Source organism: Pseudomonas khavaziana (assembly GCF_036704165.1).
In the GTDB taxonomy this organism is placed as follows: domain Bacteria; phylum Pseudomonadota; class Gammaproteobacteria; order Pseudomonadales; family Pseudomonadaceae; genus Aquipseudomonas; species Aquipseudomonas khavaziana.
Window position 1 is genome coordinate 1,858,093 of record NZ_CP129946.1, and the last position, 14,197, is coordinate 1,872,289.

Here is a 14,197-nt window from a genome sequence, read left to right on the forward strand (position 1 = left end):
CTGGCAGAATGTGCCAACCACCCTTTGGACTGCTCGATGGGTGTGGAACGGCACGACTGCATTCCCGGCACCACCGGTTAACCTACAGTGTTGACTCAGGCGTCTCAGGTCAAATCATTGCTGGCGTGTGCACGGGCGAACGATAGGCTAACTAGGTTCAGGCTCCTCCGGTTAGTTCGCCTGCCAATGCCGCGTGGCAATTGGAAAAAATCTCTGCCACCTGCTTCAACGTGTGGATGATCTCTTTGGCCTGTGTGTCGTCGTGTGAGAACGTTTCGACCAGGTTGTCATGCTGATCAAGCATCAGTAGCGTCTTGGTCGGTTTTTGGTGCTGTCCCATTCTTGAAAGCAGGGCATCGTAATCGTCCTCCCGGATGACGGACTTCTGTTTGTCTTTTTCCTTGTCCTTTGTAACTGGGTAGCGGAAGAACGTACTTGATGAGTCCGTTGCCTCGATTTCACTGATCCATTGCCCTAGCTCGGTGGGTAAGCTCCAATCTGTGTTTGTGTGGATAGCTAGGTACTCGGCGTGGTCTTCAAAAAGCGAGCAGAAGTGTTGATAAAGCGGTTGAAGGCCGTGGACGTTATGCATGGGCTTCCACTTATCCCCGACAGGGATTTGAGGTTCGCCGCTTGCTGGTATGGCGCCGTACGGGATGTTGAGTTTCCTGTGGAAAATGATGATCGCTGACTTCAGGAAAAGCTCTATAGCGTGCCGGTAGAGAAAGCTCACTGGCAGATGAGCATTCAAGGTTGGGGTGCTCTCTCTGGAGTCTTCAAGAGCGTCAGCAGCGTCCCTGAACGAGTCTGCGACTGCACCAAACCCTGAGTCAAAATGCCTATCTAGCGGTAGCATCATGTAAAGCATTACTGGTTTCCTATGGAGATGGCGTATAAGCGAAAGGTCTATCACCCAGTTCTTTGCTGCCCTGAAGGCTCCACGGCACATGATGAGGCGGTCTTGGGGAGCTGTGTGGTAAACAGAGCTGTGTTCCTGAGAGTGTGGCAGGATCGGTGCGAGACGCACGATGTGTATTCGAAGGGGGCGAGCCCTGCCCAGAAGCTGGCGGCAACCTCTGTAAAGGGCGGCTGATCAAGCAAGGTTGCTGTTAGACCTCTGTATAAGGTGGGTCATTCTTTTCAACGCCTGATCGTTCTGCAAAGATGGCGTTCTGCTTAGCGGTACTTCGCCGAGACATCCGAAAAGCCAAGACGGTCTAACGCCTTTTCATAAAATCAGGAGCTAACCTTGGACGAAGAGCATCAGAACTACTTCCTAAAGCTCGAAGTGATTCCGCCTAAGTTGCTGGCTAAAATCCTGATTGAAAAGCGTCAGCCAAAAGGCTTTTCGGGCTGGATTCTAAAAAACGAAATCAGACCAATAAGCATCTACTGTTACCTATATGCCAAGTATGGTCCACCTAATGGCTTCATGAATTTTTTGAGGAATGATTCCTCTGACAACTTGGTACATTGGGAATGGACTTTGATGAATGATGACGGCATGGTCATGTTTCAAGGTCATAACTACCGGACCGAGGTTCAGTTTTTAGGAAACTTTAACCGGTCAGAGATTACTAAAGCTAATCTTGTATCGCAAATCAAGGCAGACCTCGGTGCTTATGGCAAACGGATGACGGCCATTCGCACGCAGCTTGAAAAGTGGACTGAGTTTGTTAATCCTTACCACAGCATAGAATCAACGATTGAGATTCAGTTCAACAAGCTGAGAGAGCTTAACTTATCACCAGCAGTAGATAGAGTGCATACCCCAACTTCCGCAGATGAGTTGAAAACTTATCAAGAAAGATTCTCAAAAATGGCTGAAAGATACACCTTCGGCACCGGACTGGCGTTCGGCTTGAGATGCATGCTTCCTGTACAGGCAGAAACCTTCATCAATCTCTTAATCTTCGCACTAGCCAAAAGCGAGATAAGGGAAGACGATATCAAGTACAGAGATTTTGTCTCAGACACCATATCAAATAGACTGCAACTTCTGCACATTAACTGCATGGGATTTGAGCGGCCCGTTGATCATTCGCATGTCTCTTGTAGGAACTTCTATCAGCTCATGAATGACAGAAACGATTTGCTGCACGGAAACTTTAACGTAAATAAGCTAAAAATCGGTGATGTGTACTTTAATGGTAACGTGCCAGTAAAGTATGAGTATGGCGATCTATGGCAGGACACTCTTGGTGTTAGAATCGAAAGTGTTAAGCTTGACCATATAGAGGCTAGCTACTCTATCGTTCGGGAGTTTATCTCCTATTTATTGTCACTGCTCTCGCAGAAGGTTAAAGATCAGATTGAACTCATCATGAGCGTCCGTGATCTTGGGTATAGCGAAAAGATGAGTAGAATGGGGGTGCTTTTCTCTTCAAGAGCTATAGAGGGTTTTATGTTCTTTGAAAGTGAATTCATGACATCAGAGTCTCCATCGGGCGAATGACCTTTACGGCATAAAACCCCGCCGCCGCCCGGAGAGACTTTGCATTGTTGGAGCTGCTTCAAATTTAGCTGGCAAAAATAATGTGATGGGGGGTGGCGTTTGGAAAACGGGGTTATCGCCTGAGCTACTAAACGCAAACACGGCCACCCTGTTTTAAAAGCTGGGAAAAGCAGAAATAAATGATGGGCACCCTACGCTCGACTTGCCTTCTGTAGCTGGCTGTGACGCTGTTTGCAGTGTGTGAGCAGGTGGTGTTGGACACGCGTGCAGTGACGTATCAACGTATCTTGTCGGGGCTGTATGACGCTCTGTGACAGCGTGAGGGCATGAAAATGCCCGCTCATTGGCGGGCTACGTCCATTCTGGGTCCATGAAGCACCGTGCCATTTTTCCGTAAACCAGTTTTCATCGAAGAGAAAGCGCCATGCTTAGCCCAGAGTGTCAATTAACTTAGCAAACACTGGGCGGAATGGAAGTTGGAGGTTGGAGCATGACGAATCCAGTGCAGGTTATGCTCGCGTTTATTGATAGTTTCTAACGAGTTTTTTGGGGCATCCAACTTTCAGTTAATCGAGGCTGGCGGCCTGACCAGATTAGTCACTGCCCGAGCCAACGAACAATTTCTGAAGCATCTCCGCGATGGTCTCAACGGGCACACCTGCCCCCGTAGACATCAAAAGTTATCGTGCCCGACGGTAACCCTTGCTTAGGTGAGTTTTTTGTCTCTGAGGGGCACGTGGGATATGGGCACTCGTGACGCTCAAATTGTTGTGTTTCCCGGATGCGCTGCTCTGGTTGGCTTTCAGACGAACGACTCAGTTAACATCCGCGACATTGGGCAGGTATAGGTACAGGTGAGACATGCAGACGGACAACGCAAAGCAGGGCTCTGGATTGAAGAAAATTGCAGGGTGGACGGTCGCAACCGTCGCAGCTGTGCCTGTGACAAAGATGGTCGAGAGCTACTTCGACGTTTCGTTTTTTACCTCAATGTTCGCGGCGGTGGGAGCATGGCTAAGCCAGACGATACCGATACATCTGTGGTTGTTTTGGGTTGCGGGGATCGGTTCAACACTGGCGATCGTGTTCGGGGTATGGGCGCTCTCGGAAAAACGTCTCGCGGTGGGCGTTGCAAAGTCCGAAGAGGAAAAGGCATATGCGAAGGCGAGGGATGCTATCGGGAAGCTAAACGCCGTAGATGCCACGCTGAACGCGACCATGAAGGAGCTGAAAGTCACACGTAAGAAACTGGAAGCTACTGAATCGGAGCGAGCTGAAGCCATCGCGAAAATTGCTGAGCTACAGACTTCCAAGGAACAAGTTCTAACTGAGCATCAACGTGTCGTCCTTGCTGCCGTCGCGTATTACGACAACTCCAACGAGGAGTGCGATGTGATAGGTCTCAGCCAAAGGATCAAATTTACTGTGGTTCAGACTGAAGGTGCCGTTGATGTGCTGGTGAAACGTAAGCTCGTTAATGAGTACTACGCCAGCTACGGCGGTAGGGTCGTTTCCTTGTCTCCAGACGGTCGGGCATATGTACTTCACCCGGATTTCGACATGTCCTTCTTGCCTTTGTGATGAGGTTCGTTGACAGGCGTTTTCAAGCTGCCAGGGAAGGGAGCTTGGAGATTGCTGCCAGCTTCTGTGCCGTGCTCGCACCTTGTGAGTAAACATCGAATGTCACGATTCCAGTTTCATGACCTACCAGTTCAGCGATTAGCGTACCTTGCACTTCGGCCCTGACAAGCTGAGTGATGACCGTTTTACGGATCGAATGGAAGACGTGTTGGGCACCGTAACCTTGAGCTTCCTTTAGCCTACCGAACGCCTTAGAGAGCGCGTCAGACCGTATGCCGTACTTGTTCTTGCTATCGGAAGGGATGAGGAAGCCGTCTTTCGACTCCTCCTTCAAACGCTCGACAATTCTCGACAGGGCAGGGTGTACAGGTACGACACGGATGCCCGCTGCGGTCTTCGAATCAACAATGTCGAAGCTCTCGATTCCATCCGGCTCAATCAGGTGGTCAACCCTCAACTGGCAAAGCTCCTCAATGCGGGCGCCTGTGTACGCACCCAAGAGGATCAGGTCAGCCAGTGTCGTGTGGTCAGCGGCTAACGCGGCAGCGTGAAGCTCTGCAATTTCCTTCGGCTGGAAGTCTTTTCGCTGACGGTCTGCACGTTCCTTACCACGGGTTTGCGGTAGCTCATGGTTTTCGAATGGGTTGGCCTTATCCTTGAAGTCTTCACGCCAGCGATTGTCATGCTTCATCGCCCACTTCCAGAATACGTTACCTGTTAACAGGTACTGGGTGAGGGTCTTGCTCGCCAACTTGAGGGAGTCGAGCCACGCTGACACGGCATCGAAGTCGAGAGGTTTCCCTTCTTTACCTAAATACGCTGAAAGCTTCTCTAGCTTCGACTGCTGCTGATCTATCGTCTTGGTGGCAACATTCCGTGCTTCACGGTGCTGACGGAAAGTGGCGATACGCGGCTTGGTGATCGGAGACTTGACCTTATGGGCGGTCGGGTCAGTCAGGATCGCTTGCACCTCTTCGGCTTCAGTCGCAGAGAAGTCATTCTTGTGAGCAATCAACCCGCCCCACATCTCCAGCACCATCCTATGAGCGAGGTCGTGAGCAGCTAGTTCACCATCCTTTCCCTGCATGGCGTAAACGGCTTCTGCTTCAGCTTTGCGACGGCGCCCAGTCTCGGTATCGCTGAAAACGAACTGCCGAAACTCTTCTAGGAGAGCCGGATCAATGTCCAGCAATGGTGCTTTCGTTTCGCCAAGGGCCGTGTCGATCTTGAGTTGGCGGATTATGTTGTTGAAGTCGTGAGCATCCTCCGCAACACGGTCTTTCCAACCAGCGAGAACGGAGAGGCGGAGGGTCATGGCTTCGGATCGAAGGCCAGTCTTCAGTGACTGGATCAGGACTTTTTTGTATCTGGTGATTTTGTTCCCATCTGTTCCGCCGTTAGGTTTTAGAGTTTGCTTTGCCCCCCTGGTTATCGCTCTTGCTTAGTTGCGATGGCACCTGCGCTATTTCTTGTTTCTGTACCGGGCGGGATCCTCTTGTGATGCTCGCCTTCTGCGAGTTGAGTAAGGGGTATACCGCATTCAAGCATAAAGCTCTTGGCGGTTGCTCATGACTGCTTAGTCATCGTTGGGCAGGCCATGGCTCAGTACCGTGGTTGCATTCATCATCTTCACTCCTTCAGCCGATTTTCCATCTCTTGCCTGATTTTTCCCCGTTCGCCATTAAATGGTGGTTGTACGTTCTCCATGGCCAGCTCCCCACGGGACACCCGAAATAGACATCCTTCCCTCTGACAACGAGCGCGCCGATTGAATGCCAGGCATCGCGCACGGCCGTTTCGCTTGGCCATTCAGGCGTAAACCGCTCGTCGAGATATGCGTAATTTTTTTTGAAGTTTCCAGCGCGGGTTATTTCACATGAAAGTAGGCGCGCATTTACAAAGGCCGTCTCTTTTCGATAAGCCTGAGGAGATTTGTTCATGTTTTTACATAACAAGCGACTTCAATACACCGTCCGTGTCGCCGAGCCTAATCCGGGCCTGGCCAACTTGCTGCTGGAACAGTTTGGCGGCGCACAAGGGGAGCTGGCCGCAGCGTCCCGCTACTTCACCCAGGCCTTGGCTGAAGACGATCCAGGCCGCAAGGATCTGCTGATGGACATCGCCACCGAGGAGCTCAGCCACCTTGAGATCGTCGGATCGATCATCGTGATGCTCAACAAGGGCGCCAAGGGGCGCATGGCCGAAGGCGTGGAAGAGGAGGGCGAGTTGTATCGCTCGCTCAACGGCGCTGGCAACGACTCCCATATCACCAGCCTGTTGTACGGAGCCGGTGCGCCATTGATCAATTCCGCCGGGGTGCCGTGGACAGCGGCCTACATCGACACCATTGGTGAGCCCACCGCAGACATGCGCTCCAACATCGCAGCCGAAGCCCGCGCCAAAATAGTCTACGAGCGGCTGATGAACGTCACCGATGATCCGGGCGTAAAAGAGGCGCTGGGCTTTTTGATGACGCGGGAAATCGCGCATCAGCTGTCCTTTGAAAAGGCGCTGCATTCGATTCAGCCGAACTTCCCTCAAGGCAAGCTGCCGGGCATGCCGGAGTTCACACAGGTCTACTACAACATGTCCCAAGGCGCGCAAAGCCTGCGTGGTCCCTGGAACCAGGGCGAAGAGTGGGAATTCGTGGAAAGCCCGCAACCGGCGGTCGATGGCGGTGATGGTATGGCCACTGTGCAGTTGGATGCCGATGACGAAGCGACGTTGAGCGCGATGAAGATTCGCACGGCCTCGGACGCGACGAGCGACCCCGTGACGGGCGCTGACCTGGGCTCGGGAATGCAACCTAAACCCGAGATCTGACGCTGGACAGCCGCACGCTTTCGGGCGTGCGGCCCATGATTTTTTCATCAAGAGGACAGACGACATGGCAACTCCACAGGAAAACCTGCTTGATTGGCTGCGTGATGCCCATGCGATGGAGCAGCAAGCCGAAAAAATGCTCAAGGCCCAATCCGAGCGTCTCGAACACTACCCGCAGCTCAAGGCGCGGATCGACCAGCACATCGAGGAAACCCTCGGCCAGCAGCAACTGATCGACCAGTGCCTGGCGCGCCTGGGCGGCAGTTCGTCGACCCTGAAAGACATGGGCGGCAAGCTGATGGCCTTCGGCCAGGCAGTCGGTGGCTCGCTGATGAGTGACGAAGTCATCAAAGGTGCGATGGCCGGCTACGTGTTTGAAAACATGGAAATTGCCAGCTACACGGCGCTTATCGCCGCTGCGAAAGAGGCCGGCGATTCGGAAACTCAAGCGGCCTGCGAAAAGATCCTGCCCCAGGAGATCGCCATGGCCGAGTGGCTGCTGGAGCACTTACCGGAATTGACCCAAGCGTTCCTGCGCCGCTCAGCCGACCCCGACAAAGAAGCTAAGCGCTAAAGCAATGCGCGGCGCCCGACCGCATACGGCGGGCGCCTGTTCAGCGCAGGGCGGCACTGCGCGACGTTTTTACGGTCCATGGAACACGCACCACGAAACTGGAGGTGAACCTTGGCAAGCAAGAAAAAGCCTGTGGTCGACCGTGTCGATCCAGCGCGTCTTTCTTCCAACCGCAAAGATCTGTTTTTCGCGGCTATGGAAACCAGCCAAAGCGCGATGATCGTTTGCGACCCCGCTCAACCCGACAACCCGATCATCTTCGCCAATCAGGCGTTCCTGAGACTGACGGGGTATGAACAGGATGAAGTCATCGGGCGTAATTGCAGGCTGCTCCAAGGGCCACAGACCGATAAGCGTGCCCTGCAGCAAGTGCATAGCGCGATGACACACCACCATGAGGTGTGTGTGGAAGTACTCAACTATCGCAAAGACGGCTCGACGTTCTGGAACGAAGTGTTCATTTCGCCGCTGTTCAATGAGCAGGGGCAGTTGGTGTACTTCTTCGCCTCTCAGTTGGACGTGAGCCGGCGGCACGACGCGGAACTGCGCGTGCGCCGCGCCCAGGACCTTGAGTCCCTCGGACAACTGACCGGCGGTATCGCCCACGATTTCAACAACCTGTTGCAAGTCATGGTCGGCTATCTCGAACTGATCCAGCAGAGCGCCAAGCGCCCCGGCGCCGATCCACAGCGCATCTTCAACAGCGCCAGCCGCGCCAGGGCCGCTGCCGAAAAAGCCCAATCCTTGACCCAGCAGTTGCTGGCGTTCTCGCGCAAGCAACGCCTCGACAGTCGCGTGATCAACCTCAACAGCCTGCTTACCCGCACCGATTTCATGGCGCAGACGTTGCAGGATGTCCAGTTGCATGTGGAACTTGCCGAGGACCTGTGGAACTGCCGTATCGACCCTGCACAGGCGGAGCTGGCGGTGCAGCATTTGTTATCCAATGCCCAGGATGCGCTCGAAGGACATGCCGAGCCGACAGTGACGGTCAAGACGTGCAACGTCCAGGTGCCGGAAGATGCCAATGCGCAACGCGATGGGCTGGCTGAAGGCCGTTACGTGGGCATTTCGATCAGTGATAACGGCGACGGCATTGCCGAGAGCGTCCAGGAAAAAGTCATGCAGCCGTTCTTCACCACGAAGGAGGAAGGCAAGGGCTCGGGGCTGGGGTTGTCGATGGTGTATGGCTTCGTCAAGCAATCGGGCGGTACCGCGCGTATTTATTCCAACCCAGGCGCGGGCACGACGGTACGCCTGTATTTTCCGGCGGACGACAGCCAGCTCTGGGTCGAGCAGATACCCGCGGCCACGGCGCTTCAAGGCGACGAGCGCATCCTGATTGTGGAGGATCGGCCCGAAGTGGCCGAACTGGCTCAGGAGATTCTCTCCGACTACGGTTATCGCACCGACATTGCGCACTCGGCCGCCGAGGCACTGGGCCGGCTCGCCGGCGCGACTTACGACCTGGTGTTCAGTGACTTGATCATGCCCGGGAAGATGAATGGCGCGGTACTCGCGCGCGAGATAGCGCGCTTGTATCCGCACACCAGGGTCCTGCTCACGACGGGCTATGCGAAAGACTCGCTGGAGCGTGCCGATATACAGGTGCATGAATTCGAGCTGATTGCAAAACCCTATCAGCCTGTTGATTTGCCCAGGAAGATTCGCAGGTTGCTCGACACAGACTGGAAAGCGCCAGTATCAGGTTGAGGGCCATCACCAATAGAATCGAGAAACCGAAGATCGAGCGTGCCCAGCGCGCTGGATCGACCCGGCGCACGCTGCTGTTGGCGAGCGCCAGCCAGTAACCGCCCAAGGCGCTGACCACGGCGAAATACAGGATGTCCATCCGGGCTACCACGCCCAACACCAGGGTGCTGGCGCAGAACGCCAGGGTGTAGGTCTGTATTTGCCGGTGGGCCTGGGACAGGCTCAGCAGCGGCAGGCGCGCCGCGCGAAAGTCTTCGCGGCGCATCACGGTTATGGCGTGTGAATGGGGCATTTGCCAGCAACAGAACACCACCACCAACATCACCGCCGTGGCGTCAAACCTGGCGCTGACCGCGCAATAGCCGATCACCGGCGGCATCGCCCCCGAGAGGCTGCCGACCAAGGTGCCCCAGTGGGAACGACGCTTGAGCCAGAACGTGTAGACCCCCGCATAGATCACCAGCCCGACCAGCGCCAGCAGGCACGCCAGCCGGTTGCTGCCTGCCCAGAGCAGGCCGAAACCGCTGACGCCCAGTGTGATGGCATAGCTGGCGGCGGTGGGCACCGCGATGGTCCGCAGCGCCAGCGCGCGATGGCAGGTCCGCACCATGCGCCGATCGATGTCCCGATCGGCGCAGTTGTTAATGACGCAACCGCAACCGATCACCAGTGCGGTGCCGAGCAGCGTGGCCAACAGATGCGCGGGGTCTGCCAGGCGCCCGCCGCCGGCGAGGAAATAACCCCCCAGCACCGACGCGAGATTACCGAAAATAATCCCCGGCTTGGTCAGTTGAACCCCGGCATTGAGCAACCCCAGCCAGTACCTCAGTGAGCCAGCATGTTGTGGTGAATACTGCCCATGATCCATAGCGAGAGCCCTACCAGCAAAAGAATGATGACCGCCGAGAAAATCAGCGCAACCAGGTTCCAGCGTTGTTCCTGCGCCGTATCCAAATGCAGGAAGAACTTGAGGTGGACCACGATTTGGATAACCCCCAGCGCCACCACCAGCCAAGCGGTGACGGTGCGGGGCAGCGAGGGGAACATCACCAGGGCGAAAGGGATCAGGGTCAGCAGCACCGACACCAGGAAGCCGACCAAGTAGGAACGGCTGCTGCCATGGCTGGTACCGGCGCTGCTGTGAATCGAACTTTGCTTGTACATGTCACACCACCCCCAACAGATAGACCACGGTAAAGACGCAGATCCACACCACGTCCAGGAAGTGCCAGAACAGGCTCAGACAACTGAGCCGGGTGGCGTTGGTGTTGGTCAGGCCTTTCTGGCGGATCTGCATCATCAGTACCGCCATCCAGATCAATCCCGTCAGCACGTGGGCGCCGTGAGTGCCGACCAGGGTAAAGAAGGCGGTGAGGAACGCACTGCGGTCCGGCCCGTAGCCTTGCGCGATCAAGTGGTGGAATTCGTTGATTTCCATGGCGATAAAGCCGGCACCGAGCACGAACGTGAGCCCCAGCCAACGCAGCACCTGGCTTTGCTGGCCACGGTTCATCGCCAGCATCGCGTAGCCGTAGGTGATGCTGCTCAACAGCAGCAGCATGGTTTCAGCGAGCACGTAGGGCAGTTCGAAAATGTCCACGCTCGACGGACCGCCCGCCACGCTGTCGCGCAACACCGCGTAGCCGGCGAACAAGGTCGCGAACAGGATGCAGTCGGTCATCAGGTAAATCCAGAAGCCGAATACGCTCAGCGAGCCCGCGTCTTCATGCCCGTGTTCCTGGGTATGCGCGACGTCTTTTTCAATTACGATATTGGACATGGATCAAGCCTCTGCCAGGTCTTTGAGACGTGCCGTTTCGATGCGTGCGACTTCTTCGGCGGGCACGAAGTAATCAGTGTCTTCGTCGTAGCTGCGCACCACGAACGCGATCACCGAAGCCACCAGCCCGAACGCCGCCAGCCACCAGATGTGCCAGACCAGGGCGAAGCTGCAGATCAGCGCGAACAGGCTGATCACCAGGCCCGAGGCGGTGTTGCGCGGCATGTGGATGCTGCGGTAGTCGGTGTGGCTGAGGGTGCTCACGCCGCGCTCCTTCATGCCCCAATAGGCGTCCAGGTCGCTGACCTTGGGTTGCTCGGCGAAGTTGTACAGCGGCGGCGGAGAGGAGGTGGCCCACTCCAGAGTGCGGCCGTCCCACGGGTCGCCGGTGAGGTCGCGGTAGCGGTGACGGTTGCGGATGCTGACAAACAGTTGCAGTGCCTGGGACACCACGCCGCAGAGAATGATGAGCACGCCCACCACTTCCAGCAGCAGCCACGGCCGCCATTCCGGATTGTCGAAATGGTTGAGGCGCCGGGTCATGCCCATGAAGCCCAGCACGTAGGATGGCATGAAGGCAAAATAAAAGCCGATCAGCCAGCACCAGAAGGCGATACGGCCCAGCTTGTCGTTCAAGCGGAAGCCAAAGGCCTTGGGGAACCAGTAGGTCAGGCCGGCCATGTAGCCGAACACCGCGCCGCCGATGATCACGTTGTGAAAATGTGCGATCAGGAACAGGCTGTTGTGCAGCAAGAAATCGGCGCCGGGCACTGCCAGCAACACCCCGGTCATCCCGCCGATGCTGAAGGTCACGATAAAGCCCAGGGTCCACAGCATCGGAGTCTCGAAGCGCACCCGGCCGCGGTACATGGTGAACAGCCAAGTGAAGATCTTCACCCCGGTCGGCACCGCGATGATCATGGTCATGATGCCGAAGAACGCGTTGACGTTGGCCCCCGCGCCCATGGTGAAAAAGTGGTGCAGCCACACGATGAACGACAGCACGGTAATTGCGATCGTCGCCCATACCAGCGACACGTAACCGAACAGCCGCTTACTGCTGAAGGTCGCGGCAATCTCGGAAAACACCCCGAACGCCGGCAGGATCAGGATGTACACCTCCGGATGCCCCCAGGCCCAGATCAGGTTGACGTACATCATCGGGTTGCCGCCGGCTTCGTTGGTGAAGAAATGCATGCCCAGGTAACGGTCCAGGGACAGCATCAGCAGGGTGGCGGTCAGGATCGGAAACGACGCCAGGATCAGCACCGAGGTGCACAATGCGTTCCAGGTGAACACCGGCATTTTGAACAAGGTCATGCCTTCGGTGCGCATCTTCAGGATCGTGACGAAGAAATTCAGCCCCGTCAGTAACGTACCGATGCCGGATATCTGCAGTGACCAGATGTAGTAATCCACCCCGACCCCGGGGCTGTAGGCCAACCCGGATAACGGCGGATAGGCGACCCAACCGGTTCGTGCAAACTCACCGATTCCCAGTGACACATTGACCAGCGCGGCACCGGCCACGAACAGCCAGAAGCTCAGCGCGTTGAGAAACGGGTAGGCGACATCCCGTGCGCCGATCTGCAACGGCACCACAACGTTCATCAGGCCGACCACGAAGGGCATGGCCACGAAAAAAATCATGATCACGCCGTGGGCAGTGAAGATCTGGTCGTAGTGTTCCGGCGGCAGATAACCCGGCCCACCACTGGCGGCCATGGCCTGCTGGGTGCGCATCATGATCGCGTCGGAAAAACCGCGCAGCAACATCACCAGCGCGACGATGATGTACATGCAGCCGATCTTCTTGTGGTCCACGGAGGTGAACCACTCGCGCCACAAATAGCCCCATTTGCGTTTCCAGGTAATGGCGCCCACCATCGCCGCGCCAATCAGCCCGATGAAGGCCAGCGTGTACATCACAATGGGTTCAGTGGTTGGAATCGCGTCCCATGACAGTTTTCCGAACATTGTTATTGCTCCTCGGTCAGCAGACTGGGGTGTTGATCGGTGCGCGTGCCGGTGCCGTTCGATTCAGCACCATTCGACTGGGCTTGGTTGCGCTGGGGTTTCCTGGCCTTGTTCATGCCTTCGTATTTGTCGACGATGTCCAGGAACAGCCGCTCCTGGACCGTCGAGTAATAGGCCACCGGATGCCGGATGGTGGGCTTGGCCAACTGCGCATAACGCGCCTGGTCGAGCGGGGCGGCGGCGCCCTTGACCTTGGCCACCCATGCCTGGAAGTCGGCTGGGCTCAGGGACAGCGTGGCGAAATGCATGTCGGAAAAACCGGGGCCGTTGTAATTGGCGGCAATCCCCCTGAACTCGCCGGTCTCGTTGGCGATCAGGTGCAACTTGGTCTGCATGCCGGCCATGGCGTAGATCTGCCCGCCCAGGGCCGGAATGAAGAACGAGGTCATCGCCGCGTCGGAGGTGACGGTAAAACTCACCGGTGTATGCACCGGCAGGGCGAGTTCATTGACGCTGGCGATGCCCAGGTCGGGGTAGATGAACAGCCATTTCCAGTCAGTCGCCACCACTTGCACATTGATCGGTGGCGTCTGCGAGTCGAGCGGACGATAGGGGTCGAGTGCGTGGGTGGTTTTCCACGTCACCCATCCCAAGGCGATGATGATCAGCAGAGGAACACCCCACACCACCGCTTCGATTTTGTGCGAGCTGGCCCAGCGCGGTGAGTAACGGGCCTTCTTGTTGGTTGCGCGGTAGCGATAGGCAAAGACGAACGTCAGCACGATGACCGGAACGACCACCAGCAGCATCAGGCCGGTGGCAAGGAGAATCAGGTCGCGCTCATCGGTTGCCACCTGGCCCTTGGGGTTGAACACAATCAGGTTGCAGCCGGTTAATAGGAAAATGCTGGCGATATATACCAGGCAATAACCAATCGCTCGTTTCATGCCTTGCTCCTGTATTGAAAACTTCCGTTTTGACGGTGCCCAAATGGCGGCGACAGTATTCGCAAAGTTACTTGAGAAAAACGCTGGCGCTGCGCTTGTTAGTGCTTGGTGCAGTCAATTGCTTAACGCCAGGCAATACGTCGCCGCCAATGGAAAAATCGCATCCACTGCCCGGATCTGTTGGCTTTCGCTGCCGCTTTGCGGGGCGTGTTCATCGCGCTCCCGAACATTTTGAATAGTCGTCCCTGGGTTGGTTTAACGATTTGTAACTTCGCCTGACGAACGGTTTAACAAGCGAAACGGTACGGGCGTTTTATAGGCGCACGATGCACTTGGCCTTGGAAAAA

At 56.1% G+C, this 14,197-nt stretch carries 11 protein-coding genes and 1 pseudogene; 5 read left to right on the top strand and 7 right to left on the bottom strand.

The window, feature by feature from the left end:
• Nucleotides 1-157 precede the first annotated feature (157 nt).
• On the bottom strand, nt 158-868 hold the full coding sequence (locus QYQ93_RS08225; protein ID WP_338476692.1) for a hypothetical protein: 711 nt from the start codon (nt 866-868) through the stop codon (nt 158-160).
• A gap of 381 nt (nt 869-1,249) precedes the next feature.
• Between QYQ93_RS08225 and QYQ93_RS08230 the strand changes: the two genes are divergently transcribed.
• Both QYQ93_RS08230 and QYQ93_RS08235 read left to right on the top strand, forming a co-directional pair.
• Complete coding sequence (locus QYQ93_RS08230; protein ID WP_338476693.1) at nt 1,250-2,455, top strand: hypothetical protein; 1,206 nt, start codon at nt 1,250-1,252, stop codon at nt 2,453-2,455.
• Nucleotides 2,456-3,316: 861 nt separating this feature from the next.
• Complete coding sequence (locus tag QYQ93_RS08235) at nt 3,317-4,036, top strand: hypothetical protein (RefSeq protein ID WP_338476695.1); 720 nt, start codon at nt 3,317-3,319, stop codon at nt 4,034-4,036.
• Nucleotides 4,037-4,058: 22 nt separating this feature from the next.
• On the opposite strand, the gene QYQ93_RS08240 is transcribed toward QYQ93_RS08235, so the two are convergent.
• A complete protein-coding gene (locus QYQ93_RS08240; protein WP_338476696.1) occupies nt 4,059-5,351 on the bottom strand; it encodes a tyrosine-type recombinase/integrase in 1,293 nt (430 codons plus the stop codon).
• Between the two features lie 623 nt (nt 5,352-5,974).
• Between QYQ93_RS08240 and QYQ93_RS08245 the strand changes: the two genes are divergently transcribed.
• The 3 genes from QYQ93_RS08245 to QYQ93_RS08255 all read left to right on the top strand — a co-directional run bounded on the left by QYQ93_RS08245 (nt 5,975) and on the right by QYQ93_RS08255 (nt 9,146).
• Nucleotides 5,975-6,859 carry a manganese catalase family protein gene (locus QYQ93_RS08245; RefSeq protein WP_043046408.1) on the top strand — a complete coding sequence of 295 codons (885 nt, stop codon included), beginning with the start codon at nt 5,975-5,977 and terminating at the stop codon, nt 6,857-6,859.
• A gap of 64 nt (nt 6,860-6,923) precedes the next feature.
• Entirely contained in the window at nt 6,924-7,433 is a 510-nt protein-coding gene (locus tag QYQ93_RS08250) for a ferritin-like domain-containing protein (RefSeq protein ID WP_043046410.1), read from the top strand.
• 111 nt (nt 7,434-7,544) lie between these two features.
• On the top strand, nt 7,545-9,146 hold the full coding sequence (locus QYQ93_RS08255; protein ID WP_338476698.1) for a histidine kinase famiy protein: 1,602 nt from the start codon (nt 7,545-7,547) through the stop codon (nt 9,144-9,146).
• On the opposite strand, the pseudogene cyoE reads toward QYQ93_RS08255, so the two are convergent.
• From cyoE to cyoA, 5 genes and pseudogenes are all read right to left on the bottom strand, one after another.
• A pseudogene (gene cyoE / locus QYQ93_RS08260) lies at nt 9,127-10,014 on the bottom strand (heme o synthase); the annotation flags it as partial. The gene QYQ93_RS08255 and the pseudogene cyoE sit on opposite strands and share 20 nt — an antisense overlap.
• Entirely contained in the window at nt 9,972-10,310 is a 339-nt protein-coding gene (cyoD, locus tag QYQ93_RS08265) for a cytochrome o ubiquinol oxidase subunit IV (RefSeq protein ID WP_043046412.1), read from the bottom strand. The pseudogene cyoE and the gene cyoD, both read right to left, overlap by 43 nt.
• 1 nt (nt 10,311) lies before the next feature.
• A complete protein-coding gene (locus tag QYQ93_RS08270; protein WP_124376868.1) occupies nt 10,312-10,926 on the bottom strand; it encodes a cytochrome o ubiquinol oxidase subunit III in 615 nt (204 codons plus the stop codon).
• A 3-nt stretch (nt 10,927-10,929) separates the two neighbouring features.
• A complete protein-coding gene (gene cyoB, locus QYQ93_RS08275) occupies nt 10,930-12,903 on the bottom strand; it encodes a cytochrome o ubiquinol oxidase subunit I (protein ID WP_338476699.1) in 1,974 nt (657 codons plus the stop codon).
• A 2-nt stretch (nt 12,904-12,905) separates the two neighbouring features.
• Entirely contained in the window at nt 12,906-13,850 is a 945-nt protein-coding gene (cyoA, locus tag QYQ93_RS08280) for a ubiquinol oxidase subunit II (RefSeq protein ID WP_043046417.1), read from the bottom strand.
• Nucleotides 13,851-14,197: the final 347 nt, after the last annotated feature.

Bases quoted from the DNA above. Each gene is read 5' to 3' on its own strand.
- QYQ93_RS08225 (WP_338476692.1), bottom strand. From the start codon at position 868: ATGCTTTACATGATGCTACCGCTAGATAGGCATTTTGACTCAGGGTTT.
- QYQ93_RS08235 (WP_338476695.1), top strand. From the start codon at position 3,317: ATGCAGACGGACAACGCAAAGCAGGGCTCTGGATTGAAGAAAATTGCA.
- QYQ93_RS08240 (WP_338476696.1), bottom strand. From the start codon at position 5,351: ATGACCCTCCGCCTCTCCGTTCTCGCTGGTTGGAAAGACCGTGTTGCG.
- QYQ93_RS08245 (WP_043046408.1), top strand. From the start codon at position 5,975: ATGTTTTTACATAACAAGCGACTTCAATACACCGTCCGTGTCGCCGAG.
- QYQ93_RS08250 (WP_043046410.1), top strand. From the start codon at position 6,924: ATGGCAACTCCACAGGAAAACCTGCTTGATTGGCTGCGTGATGCCCAT.
- cyoD (WP_043046412.1), bottom strand. From the start codon at position 10,310: ATGTACAAGCAAAGTTCGATTCACAGCAGCGCCGGTACCAGCCATGGC.
- QYQ93_RS08270 (WP_124376868.1), bottom strand. From the start codon at position 10,926: ATGTCCAATATCGTAATTGAAAAAGACGTCGCGCATACCCAGGAACAC.
- cyoB (WP_338476699.1), bottom strand. From the start codon at position 12,903: ATGTTCGGAAAACTGTCATGGGACGCGATTCCAACCACTGAACCCATT.
- cyoA (WP_043046417.1), bottom strand. From the start codon at position 13,850: ATGAAACGAGCGATTGGTTATTGCCTGGTATATATCGCCAGCATTTTC.